Source organism: Pseudooceanicola endophyticus, from assembly GCF_018760365.1.
Lineage (GTDB): Bacteria > Pseudomonadota > Alphaproteobacteria > Rhodobacterales > Rhodobacteraceae > Pseudooceanicola > Pseudooceanicola endophyticus.
In genome coordinates this window covers 256,861-272,942 of the sequence record NZ_JAHIAB010000002.1, presented here as the reverse complement: position 1 = coordinate 272,942, position 16,082 = coordinate 256,861, and the positions used below count along the sequence as shown (strand labels likewise).

General features: G+C 68.9%; 13 protein-coding genes. 9 read left to right on the top strand and 4 right to left on the bottom strand.

Features of this window, described 5'->3' with window-relative positions; genetic code table 11:
- Window positions 1-146: 146 nt before the first annotated feature.
- Window positions 147-668, bottom strand: a complete 522-nt coding sequence (locus tag KM176_RS04810; protein WP_160891041.1) for a hypothetical protein — start codon at window positions 666-668, stop codon at window positions 147-149.
- A gap of 292 nt (window positions 669-960) precedes the next feature.
- Between KM176_RS04810 and KM176_RS04805 the strand changes: the two genes are divergently transcribed.
- On the top strand, window positions 961-1,305 hold the full coding sequence (locus tag KM176_RS04805; RefSeq protein ID WP_160891042.1) for a zinc ribbon domain-containing protein YjdM: 345 nt from the start codon (window positions 961-963) through the stop codon (window positions 1,303-1,305).
- A gap of 112 nt (window positions 1,306-1,417) precedes the next feature.
- Window positions 1,418-2,944: a bifunctional aminoglycoside phosphotransferase/ATP-binding protein gene (locus tag KM176_RS04800; RefSeq protein ID WP_160891043.1), complete on the top strand. Its 1,527-nt coding sequence runs from the start codon at window positions 1,418-1,420 to the stop codon at window positions 2,942-2,944.
- Between the two features lie 3 nt (window positions 2,945-2,947).
- Here KM176_RS04800 and KM176_RS04795 read toward each other — a convergent pair whose 3' ends face one another.
- Window positions 2,948-3,745, bottom strand: a complete 798-nt coding sequence (locus KM176_RS04795) for a GntR family transcriptional regulator (protein ID WP_160891044.1) — start codon at window positions 3,743-3,745, stop codon at window positions 2,948-2,950.
- A gap of 134 nt (window positions 3,746-3,879) precedes the next feature.
- On the opposite strand from KM176_RS04795, the gene KM176_RS04790 reads away from it, so the two are divergent.
- The 7 genes from KM176_RS04790 (at window position 3,880) to KM176_RS04760 (ending at window position 13,005) form a co-directional block, all read left to right on the top strand.
- Window positions 3,880-5,103 carry a M20 family metallopeptidase gene (locus KM176_RS04790; protein ID WP_202397668.1) on the top strand — a complete coding sequence of 408 codons (1,224 nt, stop codon included), beginning with the start codon at window positions 3,880-3,882 and terminating at the stop codon, window positions 5,101-5,103.
- Window positions 5,104-5,153: 50 nt separating this feature from the next.
- A complete protein-coding gene (locus tag KM176_RS04785; protein ID WP_160891045.1) occupies window positions 5,154-6,701 on the top strand; it encodes an ABC transporter substrate-binding protein in 1,548 nt (515 codons plus the stop codon).
- Window positions 6,702-6,812: 111 nt separating this feature from the next.
- Complete coding sequence (locus tag KM176_RS04780) at window positions 6,813-7,763, top strand: ABC transporter permease (protein WP_160891046.1); 951 nt, start codon at window positions 6,813-6,815, stop codon at window positions 7,761-7,763.
- Window positions 7,760-8,587 (top strand): ABC transporter permease, encoded by an 828-nt coding sequence (locus KM176_RS04775; RefSeq protein ID WP_160891047.1) that lies wholly within the window; start codon window positions 7,760-7,762, stop codon window positions 8,585-8,587. Before KM176_RS04780 ends, KM176_RS04775 begins: the two co-directional genes overlap by 4 nt.
- Before the next feature lie 4 nt (window positions 8,588-8,591).
- A complete protein-coding gene (locus KM176_RS04770; protein WP_160891048.1) occupies window positions 8,592-10,649 on the top strand; it encodes a dipeptide ABC transporter ATP-binding protein in 2,058 nt (685 codons plus the stop codon).
- Window positions 10,646-11,872: a M20 family metallopeptidase gene (locus KM176_RS04765; protein WP_160891049.1), complete on the top strand. Its 1,227-nt coding sequence runs from the start codon at window positions 10,646-10,648 to the stop codon at window positions 11,870-11,872. The genes KM176_RS04770 and KM176_RS04765 overlap by 4 nt, the downstream gene beginning before the upstream one ends.
- Entirely contained in the window at window positions 11,869-13,005 is a 1,137-nt protein-coding gene (locus KM176_RS04760) for a M24 family metallopeptidase (RefSeq protein ID WP_160891050.1), read from the top strand. Before KM176_RS04765 ends, KM176_RS04760 begins: the two co-directional genes overlap by 4 nt.
- Before the next feature lie 42 nt (window positions 13,006-13,047).
- On the opposite strand, the gene thiC is transcribed toward KM176_RS04760, so the two are convergent.
- Window positions 13,048-14,829 (bottom strand): phosphomethylpyrimidine synthase ThiC, encoded by a 1,782-nt coding sequence (thiC, locus tag KM176_RS04755; RefSeq protein ID WP_160891051.1) that lies wholly within the window; start codon window positions 14,827-14,829, stop codon window positions 13,048-13,050.
- Between the two features lie 400 nt (window positions 14,830-15,229).
- Window positions 15,230-16,018, bottom strand: coding sequence for an inositol monophosphatase family protein (locus tag KM176_RS04750; RefSeq protein ID WP_160891052.1), 789 nt, complete (start codon window positions 16,016-16,018; stop codon window positions 15,230-15,232).
- Window positions 16,019-16,082 lie beyond the last annotated feature (64 nt).

The following is a 16,082-nucleotide window of genomic DNA, read 5'->3' as shown; positions in this document are numbered from 1 at the left end:
GGGACTCTGGGGCGAGGGAGGCGCGCCGACCCGGCCCCGGGGGCGCTGCCCCCCGGACCCCCGAGGTATTTCGAACAAGAAAATGGGACGGACATGCAAAGGGCCCCCGGTGAGACCGGGGGCCCTGGATCCGGCTTCTGGCGGGATCAGGAAGCCTGGAAGTCCGGCAGGCTGCGAATGTCGCCCACGGCCTTCTCGGCAAAGACCTTGACCATGGCGGCATAGTAGGAATCGAGGCTCGGGGGCACGATCACCGCATTGGCCGGTGCATCGACCACCGGGGCGGCCTCGGCCCTGAGGTCGATCGGCAGGCGGCGCAGCACCACGCCATTGGCATCGCGAACCTCGACCGTGCCACGCAGGCCGCTGTAGTCGGGCTCGGGCGTCTGGTAGTTTGATTCGATGTCCATCCGGTCCAGCGTCGTCGCCACGGTGATGCCGCCCGGCACGCCGGTGGGCGTCTGCAGCGCCGCCACGATGGCCGCGTCGATATCGCCTTCAAGTGCGCGGGCATAGCCGCCGACGGAGGGGCTGGTGACCGTCACCGGCTCGGGCATGTCGGCGGTGACGGTGTCGACGGGGCCGTCATAGGCCAGCGCCGGAAGGGCGACGGCGGTCGAGAGGGCAAGGGCGAGGGCGAGGGCGGACAGGGCAGCGGTCTTCTTCACGGTCTATCTCCTTTTCAGCGCCGCCCGGCAGCGGGGCGGTTTGTGCCGGAACAACGTGCTTTCCCCACCCGCGAGTTCCTGCCGAAAGCGATTTTTTGCGACATTTTTGACTTGCATGGGCTGGTTTCCGCGTGTCCGGAAGTCCGGAAATTTCCTTTCATTCAGGAAGTTGAAGGTTTTTCCACAGGCCCTTGCGGCAAGGGATTTTCAAGAGTTTGCGCCGCGCGCACCGCGCCGGGCCTGCGCGCATTTGCCTCTGGCCCGCGCGACGCTCAGGGATTATGGCCGCATCATGAGCGATACCCTGCCCCCCTGCCCGTCCTGTGCTTCGGCCTACACCTACCAGGTGGATGCCCTGCTGATCTGTCCCGAATGCGGAAACGAATGGTCCGCCGATGCCCCCGCCGATGCGGAGGAAGCGGTCGTGCGCGACAGTGTCGGCAACATCCTTCAGGATGGCGACACGGTGACCGTGATCAAGGATCTGAAGGTGCGCGGCAGCTCCTCGGTGGTGAAGGTCGGCACCAAGGTGCGCGGCATCCGCCTGGTGGCGGGCGATCACGACATCGACTGCAAGATCCCCGGGATCGGCCAGATGGGCTTGAAATCCCAGTTCGTGAAGAAGGTCACCGACTGATCCGTCCTTTCCCCGGGGCTGGCCGCACGCGCGCGCCCCGGGAAACTTGATCCAGCGCATGGCCTTGCCGGTTGCCGGGTGCCAGACTGTCCGCGCAGTCACGGAGGCCCCCATGAGCACGCAAGCGGCAACCATCGCGTTTCTCTCCACCCCCGCCGCCTTCGGCGCGCCCGCCGACGGGCCGCACCCCGAACGCATCGACACCCATGGCGCGGTGATCTTCCTGCTGGGCGACAGCGTGCTGAAGCTGAAGCGGGCGGTCTGCTACGATTACATGGACCTCTCCACCCCGGAGCTGCGCCATGCCCTGCTGGAGCGGGAGCTGGCGCTGAACGCCCCCGCCGCACCGATGCTGTACCGCGATGTCGTGCCGGTGACCGAGGGCCCGGAAAGCGATAGCCCGGAGATCGACGGCTCCGGCCCGGTGATCGACTGGGTGCTGCGGATGCACCGCTTTCCCGCCGAGAACGAGCTTGAGGCCGTGGCCGCGCGCGGCGCGCTGGACGATGATCTGGCGGGGGCGATCGGGCGGATGGTGCAGGCCTACCATGCCGGGGCCGAGATCCGCCCGGGACCCGGCGCCGCACCGATGCAGGCGATCCTGGAGGAATTGGCCCGGGTCTTTGGCGAATTTCCCGGCGCGCCCGGCACCGCGCAGCTGCCCGAGGCCCTGGCGCAGGCCGGCAGGGCGCTGAAGGCGCAGGGCCCTCTGCTGGAGGACCGTGCCGCCGCCGGGCACAGGCGGCGCGGCCATGGCGATCTGCACCTGCGCAACCTGGTGCTGATCGACGGCGCCCCCGTCCCCTTCGATGCCCTTGAATTCAGCGAAGACCTTGGCACCTGCGACGTACTGTACGATCTGGCCTTCCTGGTGATGGACCTGGATCACCGGGGGCTGGCGCGCGCCGCGACGCTGGTGCTCTCGGCCTATCTGGCTGCCGCCGGGGGCCAGGAGGATGCCGGTCTGGCCGCCTTCCCGCTGTTCCTGTCGGTCCGGGCGATGATCAGGGCCATGGTGCTGCTGCAAACCGATGCGGCCACCGGCCAGCCCGGCGCCTCCGCCCGGGAGATCGCGGCCTATCTGGCGCAGGCCTGCGCGGTGCTGCGCCCGACGCCTGCGCGGCTGGTGGCGGTGGGCGGGGTCTCGGGCTCGGGCAAGTCGGTGCTGGCGCGGGCGCTGGCCCCCGAGCTGGGCGCGGTGCTGCTGTCCACCGACGAGGCCCGCAAGAGCGCGGCCCATGTCGGGCGCGAGCGCAAGATGCCGGGCACGGCCTATGGCATCGCCGCACGGGGCGCGGTCTACGAGGGGCTGCTGGCGCGGGCGCGCCTGTTGCTGGAGGCCGGGCAATCGGTGCTGCTGGACGGCACCTTCCTTGATCCGGCACGGCGCGAGGCGGTCACCGCCCTGGGGCGCGATGTTGGCTGCCCGGTCACCGGCCTCTGGCTGGAGGCACCCGAGCCGGTGCTGGACGCGCGCGTCGCGGCACGGCGCAACGACTGGTCGGATGCCGATACGCTGGTGCTCGCGGGGCAGCTGGCGCAGGGCAGCGGGCCACTGGGCGAGTGGCAGGAGCTGGATGCCTCGGGCCGCCCCGAGGCCACGCTCCGCGCCGCGAAAGCGGTTCTGAAGATCGGCTAGGCCTCAGCGTATCTCGTTGATGTAGCAGTGATCCTCGGTCAGGGCGGCATGGCGCATCGCGACCAGCGGACGGTTCAGGGAATCGTAGGAGACCTCCTCGATATCCAGCACCGCGCGCGGCGCGTCCGCCGGCAGCTCCAGCCATTTCAGGTCTTCCGGGGTGGCCAGCCGCGCCACCAGCTTTTCGCGCACGGCGGCCAGCCGCAACCCGTGATGCTCCAGCAGCCACTTGTAGACCAGCGTCGGCATCTCTTCGATCGTGGCGGGAAAATCGGGGGCCAGCGCCAGCGGCACCGTCACGCGGTCCACCATCACCACGCGCCCCTCGTGGAAGCGGCGGCGCAGCATGAAGGCCACCGGGGCGCCGGCGGGGATCTCCAGCAGTTCGGCCTCGGACTGGGTGGCCGGGCGGTGGCAGGCATCGGCCAGCACGGTATCGCTGTTCAGCAGCCGCCCGTCGCGCCCGTGCAGCCGGTAGTAGCGGTAGAACTGTGACATCGAATGGTGCGGCGTGCGCCCCGTGACCACGGTGCCGGTCTTGCGCCGCCGCATGATCACCCCCGAGGCGGTCAGGTCGGTCATTGCCCGGCGGATCGTCCCGTAGGAGACGCCGAACTGGCGCGCCAGCTCGGTCTCGGGCGGCAGCACGAAGCCCTCTCCCCAGGTGCCCAGGATGATGCGGCGCAGGATGCGTTCCTTCACCTGCTCGTGCAGCGGGGTCTTCACCAGGGCGCCCTCGGTCAGAGTCCCGTCGGACCCCTCCTCCTGCACCTGCGGATCCACGTCCACCTTCCCCGCCATGCACTGCTCCGTTCTCAGACTGCTTAATGTTTCAACAGAAACCACACTTGCCAAGAGCCGTCCATCCGTATTTCTATATAGGTATGAGATATACCGACTCAGATCCCCTGCTCGGCGCACCGGATGCCGACGAAATGGTCAGCCAGCTGACCGAAATGGTGGCATGTCCGACGGTGATGCCGCCGGGCGACGGCTATGCGGCCTTTGCCGACCTGATGGAGCAGAGCTTTGCGCCCCTGGGCGGCACGGCCGAGCGCATCGAGGTGCCGCAGGCGCTCTGGGACGGTCCGGGGCTGCGCGGCGCGCGGGTGAACCTGCTGCTGCGCCCCGAGATGCCCGGCGCCCACGACGACCAGCCCGAGGCGATGATCTACTTCCACACCGACACCGCCCCCATCGGCGACGGCTGGAGCAGCGATCCCCTGACCGTCACCGAACGCGACGGACGGCTGCTGGGCCGGGGCACGGCGGACATGAAGGGGACCATCGTGGCGGTGCGCGACGCGCTGCTGCGGCTGGCCATTGCCGGCACGCCGCTGGCCTATCGCCCGGTGCTGGCCTTCTGCTCGGACGAGGAAGGCGGGCGCTATCCCGGCATCCGCCACCTGGCCGAGACGATGCCCCTGCCCGAGGTGCTGCTGAACCTCAACGGTTCGGCCGAGCCGCGGATCTGGGCCGGGTGCCTGGGTTCCATGGACCTGACGCTGACGCTGACCGGCAAGGCCAGCCATTCCGGCGAACCCGACCGCGGAATCAATGCCGCGGAGGCGCTGCTGCCGGCGCTGCTGGCGCTTCAGGGGCTGAAACCCGTGATCGAGGCGCGCGAGACCGCGCTGCCCGCCCCGCCCTGGGCCAAGGGCCCGCTGCGCGCGCGGCTCAACATCACGGCGGTGCATTCGGGCGACAAGGGCTCGGCCATCCCCGGGGCCGCCGTCGCCACCGTGAACCGCCGCTACCTGGCCGAGGAAGACGCCGAGGCCGTCGAGCGCGAGATCCGCGAGACCATCGCCGAGGCGCTGCGCGACACCCCCGCGCTTGGCTGGGAGCTGATCCAGACCGGCCACCTGCCCCCCGTGTCCGACCCCGACGGCCCCGCGACCGAACGCTGGACCCGCGCCCGCGCCCAGGCCTTCGGCCTGCCCGAAAGCGCCTTCGCGCGCTACGGTTCGGGCACCTCGTCGGATTTCGGCTGGGTGCAGAAGGCCGGGCTGCGCCACATGCTGCTGGGGGGCCTCGCCCGCCCCGACCGCAACATCCACGCTGCCGACGAATTCACCACCCGCGCCGATCTCTGCGCCCTGTCGCAGGCCATCGCCCTGTTCCTTGCCGAGGACGGTGCGATCCCCGATCCGGCCTGATCGTCAAAAGACCCTTCAAGACCATAACAAGACCCAACAGGAGAGCCCTCATGACCTTCACCCTCGACCGCCGCAGCTTCCTGCGCACGGCCGCCGCCTCGGGCGCGCTCGTGACCCTGCCGGGCCTGGCCTCGATCGCCCGTGCCCAGGACATCCAGCCCGGCGGCACGCTGCGGCTGGCCCTCAACATCACCCCCTCGGTGCTGAACCCGATGCTGGTGCGGCTGAACTCCGAATACCTGCTGGCAGAGCTGCTTTATTCCGGCCTGACCATGCTGGGCGCCGACATGACCGCGCAACCCGACCTCGCGACGGAATGGAGCGCCAATGACGATGCCACCGAGTGGCACTTCACCCTGCGCCAGGGCGCGACCTTCTCGAACGGGGCGCCGGTGACCACCGCCGATGTCGTCGCCTCCTTCACCAAGCTTCTGGATCCGGCCACCGCCGCGCCGGGCAGCCGCAACCTTGGCCCGATCTCCGAAGTGGTGGCCGATGGCGAGACCGGCGTGATCTTCCGCACCTCGACGCCCTATGCCGACCTGCCGGTCGCGCTGACCTACCCGACCGCCAAGATCCTGCCCGCCTCGGTGATCGAGAACGACTTCGACAGCCTCGGCACCACCCCCGTCGGCTCCGGCCCCTTCCGGCTTAAGGAATTCGTCGCCGATGACCGCGCCGTGGTCGAGAAGAACCCCGATTACTACATCGAGGGCCAGCCCTACCTGGACGAGATCGTCGTGCGCACCTTCCCCGATGCCGCCGGCGCTGCCGCCGCCATGCTGGCCGGCGAAGTCGACCTGCTGACCGAAGTGCAGCCCACCGATTACAAGCGGATCGCCGATGGCAAGGGCGTCACCGGGATGCGCACCCCCTCGGGCCGGTTCCTGGACGTGGTGATGGACTGCACGGTCGAGCCCTTCAACAACCCCAAGGTCCGCGAGGCGCTCTCTTACTGTGTCGACCGCCAGGCCATGGTGGACATGGTGGCCGAAGGCTTCGGGACCCCGGGCAACGACACCCCCGTCAACGCCGCCTACAAGTACTATGCCGATGCGCCGCTGAAAGCCTACGACCCCGAGAAGTCGAAGGCGCTGCTGGCCGAGGCCGGCTATCCCGACGGCATCCAGATCGAGCTGGTCGCCTCCGTCAAGCCCGACTACCGCGCCGCCATGGCCGTGGTCCTGCGCGAGATGGCCAAGCCCGGCGGATGGGACATCACCGTGCAGACCATGGACCACCCGACCTACCTTGATCAGGTGTGGAAGAAGGGCAAGTTCTACGTCGGCTACTACAACATGCAGCCGACCGAGGGCGCGATCTTCAACCTGCTCTTCACCTCGGACGCCAGCTGGAACGAAACCCGCTGGAACAACGCCGAGTTCGACAAGCTGGTCGCCGAGGCAGATGCCACCACCGACACCGACAAGCGCGCCGAGCTTTACGCCAAGACCCAGGAGCTGATGCGCACCGACATTCCCGCGCTGGTGCCCTGCTTCTTCGACCTGCTGGGCGCGCGCGGCGACCATGTTCAGGGCTATGAACAAAGCCCGCGCGGTGCGACCTTCGCGCTGCACAAGGTCTGGCTGTCCAAGTAAGCCCCCCAGCCGGCCCCTTCGGGGGCCGGCCTGCCGTGCGATATGCGCGGCCCCGTTCCTGCCGCGCCCCTTGCGCGGACCCCCAGCCCCCAAAGCCCGGGAGACCCTGCCATGTCGGCCAGCTTCCTGCTGCGGCGCCTTGCCTATCTGGCGCTGACCGCCTTCCTCGTTTCGCTGATCGTCTTCGGCGTGACCCAGCTTCTGCCCGCCAATGCCGCGACGATGATCCTGGGCGAATATGCCACCCCCGAAGCCCTGGCCGCGCTGAATGCCAAGCTGGGTCTGGGCGATCCCGCCTGGCTGCAATATGGGCATTGGCTGGGCCGCGTGCTGCATGGCGATTTCGGCACCTCGCTGCGCACCAGCCAGCCGGTCGGCCCGACGATCCTGGCGGCCTTCGGACGTTCGGCGATCCTGGCGATCCTGTCGCTGCTGCTGGTCTGCGTCATCGCCATTCCGCTGGGCGTTCTGGCCGGCACCCGGCGCGGCGGCAAGACCGACCTGGGCCTCTCGGTGATCAGCTACCTCGGCGTGTCGCTGCCGGAATTCGTGCTGGCGACGCTGCTGCTGGCCTGGTTGGCGGGGCCTTCGGTGGGGCTGTTCCCGGCCTCGGGCTACACCTCCTTCGCCGATGACCCGCTGGATGCGCTGCACCATATCGCCCTGCCGGTGATCACGCTGGCGATCATCCTCATCGCCCATATCAGCCGCATGGTGCGCTCCGAGATGGTGGACACGATGGAAAGCGACTTCGTCCGCGCCGCAAGGCTGCGCGGCCTGTCGCGCCGGCAGGTGATCTACCGCCACGCGCTGCGCAACTCCATGCTGCCGGCGATCACCGTGATCGCGCTCGACGTCGGCTACCTGATCGGCGGCGTCATCGTCGTGGAAGAGGTCTTTGCCTTCCCCGGCATCGGTCGCCAGCTGATCCTGGCGATCCAGAACCGCGACCTGCCGATGCTGCAGGCCGGCGCGCTGATCATGGCGCTGACCTATGCGCTGGCCAACCTGGCCGCCGACCTTGCCTATGCGGCGCTCGACAAGAGGATCCAGTACCAATGAGCACCCTGCGCGCACTGCTGAAGAACCCGCAAGGTGCCCTCGGGCTGGTGATCGTGACGGCGCTGCTGGTGATCGCCATCCTGGGCCCGTCGCTGGCCCCGAACGACCCGGAGGCCTTCAACTTCGGTTCCCGCTTCGCCGCGCCCTCCGCGCAGTTCCCGCTGGGCACCGACTGGTACGGCCGCGACCTGCTGAGCCGCGTTCTGGTCGGCGCCCGCTCCACCGTGCTGCTGGCGCTGCTGGCGACCCTGATCGGCACCGTCGCGGGGGCCGTGATCGGCGTCGTCTCGGGCTACCTCGGCGGTCTCGCGGACGAGATGCTGATGCGGGTGACCGATGCGCTGATGGCGATCCCCTCGCTGCTTTTCGCGCTGATGATCCTGGCCGTGCTGGGCTCCTCCGCGATCAACGCCGTGCTGGCGATCGGCATCGCCTTCACCCCCGGCATGGCGCGCATCGCGCGTTCCGTCACGCTTCAGGTGCGCAGCCTCGATTACGTCTCTGCCGCCCGCGCCCGCGGCGAAAGCCTGATCTGGATCGTCCTGGCCGAGATCCTGCCAAACACCATCGCCCCCGTCATCGTCGAGGGCACGATCCGCGTCGCCTTCGCGATCATGACGCTGGCCACCCTGTCCTTCCTGGGCCTGGGCGCCCAGCCGCCGGCGCCGGAATGGGGCCTGATGATCGCCGAGGCGCGCACCCATCTGTTCCGCAGCCCCTGGCCGGTGATCGCCCCCGGCGTCGCCATCGCGCTGGTCGCCATCGGCTTCAACCTGCTGGGCGACGGTCTGCGCGATGTCCTCAACCCCAAGACGGCGGAGTGAGCGCATGACCGACACTGCCCTGAGCCTGCGCGACTACGCGCTTTACTACGACACCGCCACCGGCCCGGTGCGCATCCTCGACGACATCACCCTGACCATCGGACGCGGAGAGGTGCTGGGACTGGTGGGCGAAAGCGGCTCGGCCAAATCCTCGCTCGCCAATGCGGTGATCCGCGACCTGCCCGGCAAGGTCGCCGAGGAACGCGGCGCCATCGTGCTGAACGGCGATGACATCACCGCCCTGCCCGAACGCGCTTTGGAGGCCCTGCGGGGCCGCCGCATCGCCATGGTGTTCCAGAACGCCGCGACCACGCTGGACCCGGTCCAGACGCTGGGCGCGCATCTGCTGGAGACGCTGCAACGGCACACCGATCTGGATGCCTCCGGCGCCCGCGCCCGGGCGCTTGAACTGATCGCCATGGTCGGCCTGCCCGACCCCGAGGCGATGATGAACCGCTATCCCCACCAGGTCTCGGGCGGGGAAAAGCAGCGCGTCGTGCTGGCCCTGGCATTCGCCTGCGAACCCGAGCTGATCCTGTTCGACGAACCGACCTCGGCGCTGGATGCCACCACGGCGGCGACGCTGCTGGACCTGTTCCGCGCGTTGCAGGAACGCACCGGGGTCTCGGCGTTGTTCATCAGCCATGACCTTGGCACCGTGGCCGACATCGCCCACCGCGTCGCGGTGATCTACGGTGGCCGCATCGTCGAGGAAGGCCCGGTAGAGCACATCTTTGCCGCCCCCCGCCACCCCTACACCCAGGCGCTTCTGGCCAGCCTGCCGCGCGCCTCGGACCGCCAGACGGGCCGCGGCCTTGCCGCCAGCGGTGCCCGCCCCGCGCCCCGGCGCGGCACCATGCCCGCCTGCATCTTCTCGGCCTCCTGCCCGCATCACCGTGCCGATCTCTGCGATGGCGCCCCCGTGCGGCTGGCCGAGGCCGGCGATCGCCGCATCGCCTGTGCCCGCGCCGGCGCCGGAGAGGTCCTGCCAGCCCCCGAAGCCCCCGCTCCGCTGCCCTCGCCCCGCCAGGACGAGGCGCTGCTGGAGGTCGAGGGGATGCAGGTCACCTACGGGCGCGACAGCCTGGTGGACCGGCTGCGGGGCCGCAGCGCCGCCAAGGTGCGCGCCGTCAACAACGTCAGCTTCCGTCTGCGCCGGGGCGAAACCCTTGCGCTGGTGGGGGAAAGCGGCTGCGGCAAGTCCTCGCTCGCGCGGGCGCTGACCGGGCTGCACGGTTTCGAGGGCACCACGAAACTGGCCGGCCAGCCGGTGCGCCCGAATTCCTCCGCCTGGCGCGCCCGGGTGCAGACGATCTTCCAGAACCCCGACAGTTCGCTGAACCCGCGCCATTCTCTGGCGACGATCCTGTCGCGGCCGCTGCGCCTGTTCCGCCCCGACCTGTCGCGCGCCGATTACGCGCCCGAGATCGCCCGCCTGCTGGAACGCGTCCGCCTGCCCGCCGATTACGCCAGCCGCTACCCACACCAGCTTTCGGGCGGGGAAAAGCAGCGTGTCGCCATTGCCCGGGCGCTCGCCGCCCGCCCGCAGGTGATCCTGTGCGACGAGATCACCTCGGGCCTCGATGCCGCCGTGCAGGCCGCCATCGTCCGCCTGCTGCGCGAGATCCAGGCCGAGACCGGCGCCGCGCTGGTCTTCATCACCCATGACCTTGGCATCCTGCGCCATGTCGCGGACCGGGTGGCGGTGATGTACCTGGGCGAGATGGTCGAGCAATGCGAGATCGCCGATCTCGATGCCGCGCCCTGGCACCCCTATACCGAGGCGCTGCTGTCGTCCTCGCATTCCGTCGATCCCGGCAGCGAGACCCGGCGCGTGCGCCTTCAGGGCGCCCTGCCCAAGCGCACCGACACCCTGTCGGGCTGCCCCTTCGCCAGCCGCTGCCCGCGCCATGTCGGCGCGCTCTGCGACAGCGCCCGCCCGCCCCTGCGCCAGCCCGGGGCGGATCACGACATCCTGTGCCACATCGACACCGCCGAACTGCGCGCCGTGCCCCCGATCTGGCAGTTCAAGACCCCGAAGACCACGGAGACCGTCCGATGACCCCCGAAGACCTGATCGCATCCGTCGACGAAGCCGCCTGCCTCGCAAGGCTCGCCGACATGGTCCAGCACAAGAGCTACTCGGAAACCGAGGAAGAGCTGGTGCTGGCGCGTCACATGCGCGACATCCTGGAAGAGCTGGGCCTTGAGGCACAGCTTCAGCCGGTCGAGGGCGAGCGGGTCAATGCCATCGGCACCCTGCGCGGGACCGGCGGCGGGAAAAGCCTGCTGTTCAACGGCCACCTCGACACCAACCCGGTCACCACCGGCTGGACCGTCGATCCCTGGGGCGGCGTCATCGACGAGGAATTCATCTACGGCATCGGCGTGTCGAACATGAAGGCGGGCGATGCGGCCTACCTCTGCGCGGTCGAGACGATCCTGAAGGCCGGCCTGCGCCCGAAGGGCGATGTCATCCTGTCCTTCGTGGTCGGCGAACTTCAGGGCGGCATCGGCACGGTGCGGATGCTCGAACAGGGCGTGCGGGCGGATTACTTCGTCAACTCCGAACCCACCGACATCCAGGCGCTGACGCTGCATTCGGGCGCCTTCTCCTACCAGATCGAGCTGACCGGCGACACCCGGCACGTCTCCAAGCGCCATGAGGCCTGCGATGCCCTGGCCGCCGCTGCCGCGCTGGTGCCGCGCATCAACAAGATGACCTTCACCGGGGCGAAGACCGCCGACCACAAGGCGGTGAACCGCGGCCACGTCGGCGTGGTGCGCGCAGGCCTTGGCGACACGTTCGAGGAATGGCGCCCGCCGCAGGTCGCGGACCGCGCCAAGATCCTCGGCACCTGCCGCTACGCCCCCTCGCAGAGCATCGAGAGCGTGATGGAGGACATGCGGGCCCAGCTGCGCGCGCTTGAGCTGGAATTCCCGGGCCTGCAATGGACCCTCGACAGCTACGACCTGCGCAAGAACAAGCCGCAGATGCCCCCCTTCGAGGTCTCGCGCGACAGCGAAATCGTCAAGGTGGTGAACCAGGCCTACGAGGCGGTGCGCGGGATGCCCCAGCCGACCGGCCCGATCGCCCCGCCCTGCTTCTTCGGCACCGATGCGGCGCACCTTGCCGCCGCCGGCATGGAAGGCATCGTCTGCGGCCCGGGCGGCGAATTCAACACCATGCCCGACGAGCGCGTCCGCAAGTCCCAGTTCATCGACTGCGTGAAGATCTACATCCTGACCATCGCGGAAATCTGCGGGCTGGAGCCCGCGGCATGATCCCGGCCTCCCACGCGCATCGCGTGGACCGGCTGCGCGCTGCCATGCGCGCCGCCGGGGCCGAGGTCTTCCTGTGCGATCACGCCGAGATGCTGCACTGGCTGACCGGCTACACCGTCTCGGAAACCTTCTACCGGGGCTGCATCCTGCCGCTGGAGGGCGATCCCGTCTGGGTGCTGCGCGCCATCGACGAGGTGCCCTGCCGCGCCGCGACCTGGGTGCCCCGGGTGGTGACCTATCCCGATCACGCCGATCCCCATGTCGCCATGGCCGAGGCGCTGGCGGGCTTCGGCGCGACCCGGATCGGGGCGGATTTCACCTCTTTCGGCTTCACCGCCTGGACCCGGGACCGGCTGTCGCAGCTGCTGCCCGGGGCGCAGTTCGTCGATCTGAACGCGATCTCGAACACCATCCGCAACGTCAAGGATGCCGCCGAGATCGCGCTGATCGCCGAGGCCGCCGCCATCGGCGATGGCGCCATGGCCGCGATTGCCGCCGGGATCGCCCCGGGGATGCGGGCGCGGGACGCCTCGGCCATCGGGGCGCAGCACTACCTGACCCAGGGGGCGGATGACTACTGGGTCGGCCCGATCTCGATCGCGCGCCAGGCGCGGGCCGCGCAGGGGCATGGCATGGGCTTCCTGCATGCCACCTTCACCGAGGACCGCCTGTCGGAAGGCGACATCCTGCACGTGGAGCTGGTGCCGCGCGTGCGCTTCTACTCGGCCCGCTTCATGCGCTCGATCAGCCTTGGCACGCCCTCGGCCGAGGACCGCGAGGTGATGGCGCGCATGGTCTCCCTTCAGGACGCCCAGTTCGCCGCCATCCGCCCCGGAGAGGAAGCCCGCGCCGCCGATGCCCTGCTGCGCGAGGGCATGTTGCGCGAGGGGCTGCGCGACGAATATCCCAACATCACCGGCTATGCCCTTGGCATCTACGCCAAGACGCCCCGGTCCTCGGAAACGGTGATCAGCCTGCATCCCGGCGCCACCTGGCGGTTCGAGGCGGGCCAGGTGCTGCACCTCTACACCACCGCCAAGGGCCTCGCGCTGTCGGAAACCGTCGAGGTCACGGAAACCGGCTGCCGCCGCCTGACCACCACCGCGCGCGAAATCCTGGTGGCCGGAGCCTGAGCATGACCGGGCGGGCCCCAGAACGGGGCCCGCCCGTCGCGCTTACGCCGTGTCCTCGGGCAGGTAGAGCTGCCCCGCCTCGCGGAACTTGCCCGCCATGTCCTCCAGCCCCTGCTGACGCTCCGCCTCGGCGCGGATATCGTGGCTGATCCGCATGGAGCAGAACTTGGGCCCGCACATGGAACAGAAATGCGCCACCTTGTGGGCCTCGGCGGGCATGGTCTCATCATGCATCGCGCGCGCGGTGTCGGGATCAAGGCCCAGGTTGAACTGATCTTCCCAGCGGAATTCGAAACGCGCGCGGCTCAGCGCATCGTCGCGCCGCTGGGCCCCGGGATGCCCCTTGGCCAGATCGGCGGCATGGGCGGCAAGGCGGTACGTGACAACGCCCGTTTTAACGTCGTCCCGGTCGGGCAGCCCCAGGTGCTCCTTGGGCGTCACGTAGCACAGCATCGCGGTGCCGAACCAACCGATCATCGCCGCCCCGATGGCGCTGGTGATATGGTCATAGCCCGGCGCAATGTCGGTCGTAAGCGGCCCGAGCGTGTAGAAGGGCGCCTCGTGGCAGTGCTTCAGCTGCTCGTCCATGTTGGCCTTGATCTTGTGCATCGGCACATGGCCCGGCCCCTCGATCATCACCTGGCAGTCCTTGGCCCAGGCGATCTGCGTCAGCTCGCCCAGGGTGCGCAGCTCGGCGAACTGGGCTTCATCATTGGCATCGGCGATGGACCCGGGCCGCAGCCCGTCCCCGAGGGAGAAGCTGACGTCGTAGGTGCGGCAGATCTCGCAGATCTCCTCGAAATGCTCATACAGGAAGCTCTCGCGGTGATGATGCAGGCACCATTTCGCCATGATCGAGCCCCCGCGCGAGACGATGCCGGTCACCCGTTTCGCGGTCATCGGGATCATGTGCAGGCGCAGCCCGGCATGGATGGTGAAATAGTCCACCCCCTGCTCGGCCTGCTCGATCAGCGTGTCGCGGAAGATGTCCCAGCTCAGATCCTCGGCCACGCCGCCGACCTTTTCCAGCGCCTGATACAGGGGGACCGTGCCGATGGGCACCGGGGCGTTGCGGATGATCCAGTCGCGGATGTTGTGGATGTTGCGGCCCGTCGACAGGTCCATCACCGTGTCGGCCCCCCATCGGATCGCCCAGACCATTTTCTCGACCTCCTCCTCCATGGAAGAGGTCACCGCCGAATTGCCGATATTGGCGTTGATCTTCACCTTGAAGTTGCGCCCGATGATCATCGGCTCAAGCTCCCGGTGGTTGATGTTGGCGGGGATGATGGCACGGCCCTCGGCGATCTCGCGGCGCACGAATTCGGGGGTGACCAGATCGGGGATCTCGGCGCCAAAGGCCTCCCCGTCGCGGGGCGCGGCGGCCAGCCGCCCCTCGTTCTCGCGGATGGCGACGAATTCCATTTCGGGGGTGATGATGCCGGCGCGGGCATAGGCCAGCTGGGTGACGGCCCGGCCGTCGCTGCCCCGCAGCACGCTGCGCGCCCCCGGAAAGGCCGGCACCAGCCGGGCGCCGCTGGCAAAGCCGTTGTCGGCCTCGCGCACGCTGCGGCCCGCATAGGCCTCGACATGGCCCTGCGCCTGCAGCCAGCCGCCACGCACCTCCGGCAGGCCCGCCGCAATGTCGATCCCGGCCCCCGGATCGGTATAGGGCCCCGAGGCATCGTAGACGGTCAGCGGCGCCTCTCCGGTCACGGCGATCTCGCGCATGGGCACGCGGATCCGGTGACTATCACCCGCGACATAGACCTTGCGCGATCCCGGCAGCGCGCCGGTGGTGATGGCAGGAACGGTATCTTTCATTTCGGTCTCCTCAAACGATGAGACCCAAGAGAAACGTATGGCAGAAAGGGGCCACCCCGGCCCCGGACGCGCGGCACGCACGCGAGCCTTCGCGGCCCGAAAGGACCGCCCCTGTCGCCAGAGAATGCGGAAATGCCCTTCGGTCTTCCTACGCCAGCATCAACTGGGTCAGGTTCAAAGGGTCGCATCACCGGGGTTTCCCCCTGTCAGCCTCTCAGTCCCCTCGGCGGGACTCCCCTGACGTGGGCCGACTATTCTCTGCCCCGCCCGCCCTGTCAATCCCGCAGCACGTCCCGGCCGAAATGCAAAAGGGGCGCCTCCGGCCCCCCTTTCACCTTTCCATAAATATGCATGCACCGGCGGCCACGGGCGCCCCGCCCGCAGCTTTGGCGCCCCGCGATCAGACGTCGCGGATGATCTTCGAGAACTTCTCGAACAGCGGCTCGTTGGCGCAGACCACCTCGCCATCCGCCAGGATGTTGCCCTCGGGGTTGATCGGCTCGATCATGCCGCCGGCCTCGCGCACCAGCACGATGCCCGCCGCGATGTCCCAGGGCTTCAGGCGCCGTTCCCAGAAGCCGTCGTAGCGGCCCGCCGCCACATAGGCCAGGTCCAGCGAGGCCGCGCCCCAGCGGCGCACACCGGCACAGGCGGGCATCAGCCGCGCCAGGTCCTTCAGCGTCTCCGGCAGATCAGAGCGGCCCCCGAAGGGCAGGCCCGTCGCATAGATCGACTCGATCATCCGGATGCGCCCCGAGACGCGGATCCGCTGGTCGTTCATCCAGGCGCCGGCGCCCTTCTCGGCCATGAACATCTCGTCCTTGGCAGCGTCGTAGATCACGCCGGCGACGATCTGGCCCTTGTGCTCCAGCGCGATCGAGATCGCCCAGTGCGGCAGGCCGTGCAGGAAGTTGGTGGTGCCGTCCAGCGGATCGACGATCCAGCGGCGCGTCGGGTCCTCGCCGCCCTCGGCACCGCCCTCTTCGGCGATCCAGCCATAGGTCGGACGCGCGCCGCGCAGTTCTTCCTTCAGGATCGCCTCGGCGGCGATGTCCGCGCGGCTGACGAAGTCGCCCGCACCCTTCATCGAGACCTGCAGGTTCTCGACCTCGCGGAAGTCTTTCACGAGCGAGCGACCCGCCTTGCGGGCAGCTTTCATCATGATGTTGAGATTGGCGCTGAAGGACATGGGGCGGCTCCTGGTTTCGAAAGGCGCGTATAGACGTCGCATGACCGCTTGCCAAGGCCTTGCG

Bases quoted from the DNA above. Each gene is read 5' to 3' on its own strand.
- KM176_RS04750 (WP_160891052.1), bottom strand. From the start codon at position 16,018: ATGTCCTTCAGCGCCAATCTCAACATCATGATGAAAGCTGCCCGCAAG.
- KM176_RS04795 (WP_160891044.1), bottom strand. From the start codon at position 3,745: ATGGCGGGGAAGGTGGACGTGGATCCGCAGGTGCAGGAGGAGGGGTCC.
- KM176_RS04775 (WP_160891047.1), top strand. From the start codon at position 7,760: ATGAGCACCCTGCGCGCACTGCTGAAGAACCCGCAAGGTGCCCTCGGG.
- KM176_RS04770 (WP_160891048.1), top strand. From the start codon at position 8,592: ATGACCGACACTGCCCTGAGCCTGCGCGACTACGCGCTTTACTACGAC.
- KM176_RS04760 (WP_160891050.1), top strand. From the start codon at position 11,869: ATGATCCCGGCCTCCCACGCGCATCGCGTGGACCGGCTGCGCGCTGCC.
- KM176_RS04805 (WP_160891042.1), top strand. From the start codon at position 961: ATGAGCGATACCCTGCCCCCCTGCCCGTCCTGTGCTTCGGCCTACACC.
- thiC (WP_160891051.1), bottom strand. From the start codon at position 14,829: ATGAAAGATACCGTTCCTGCCATCACCACCGGCGCGCTGCCGGGATCG.
- KM176_RS04780 (WP_160891046.1), top strand. From the start codon at position 6,813: ATGTCGGCCAGCTTCCTGCTGCGGCGCCTTGCCTATCTGGCGCTGACC.
- KM176_RS04790 (WP_202397668.1), top strand. From the start codon at position 3,880: ATGGTCAGCCAGCTGACCGAAATGGTGGCATGTCCGACGGTGATGCCG.
- KM176_RS04765 (WP_160891049.1), top strand. From the start codon at position 10,646: ATGACCCCCGAAGACCTGATCGCATCCGTCGACGAAGCCGCCTGCCTC.
- KM176_RS04800 (WP_160891043.1), top strand. From the start codon at position 1,418: ATGAGCACGCAAGCGGCAACCATCGCGTTTCTCTCCACCCCCGCCGCC.
- KM176_RS04785 (WP_160891045.1), top strand. From the start codon at position 5,154: ATGACCTTCACCCTCGACCGCCGCAGCTTCCTGCGCACGGCCGCCGCC.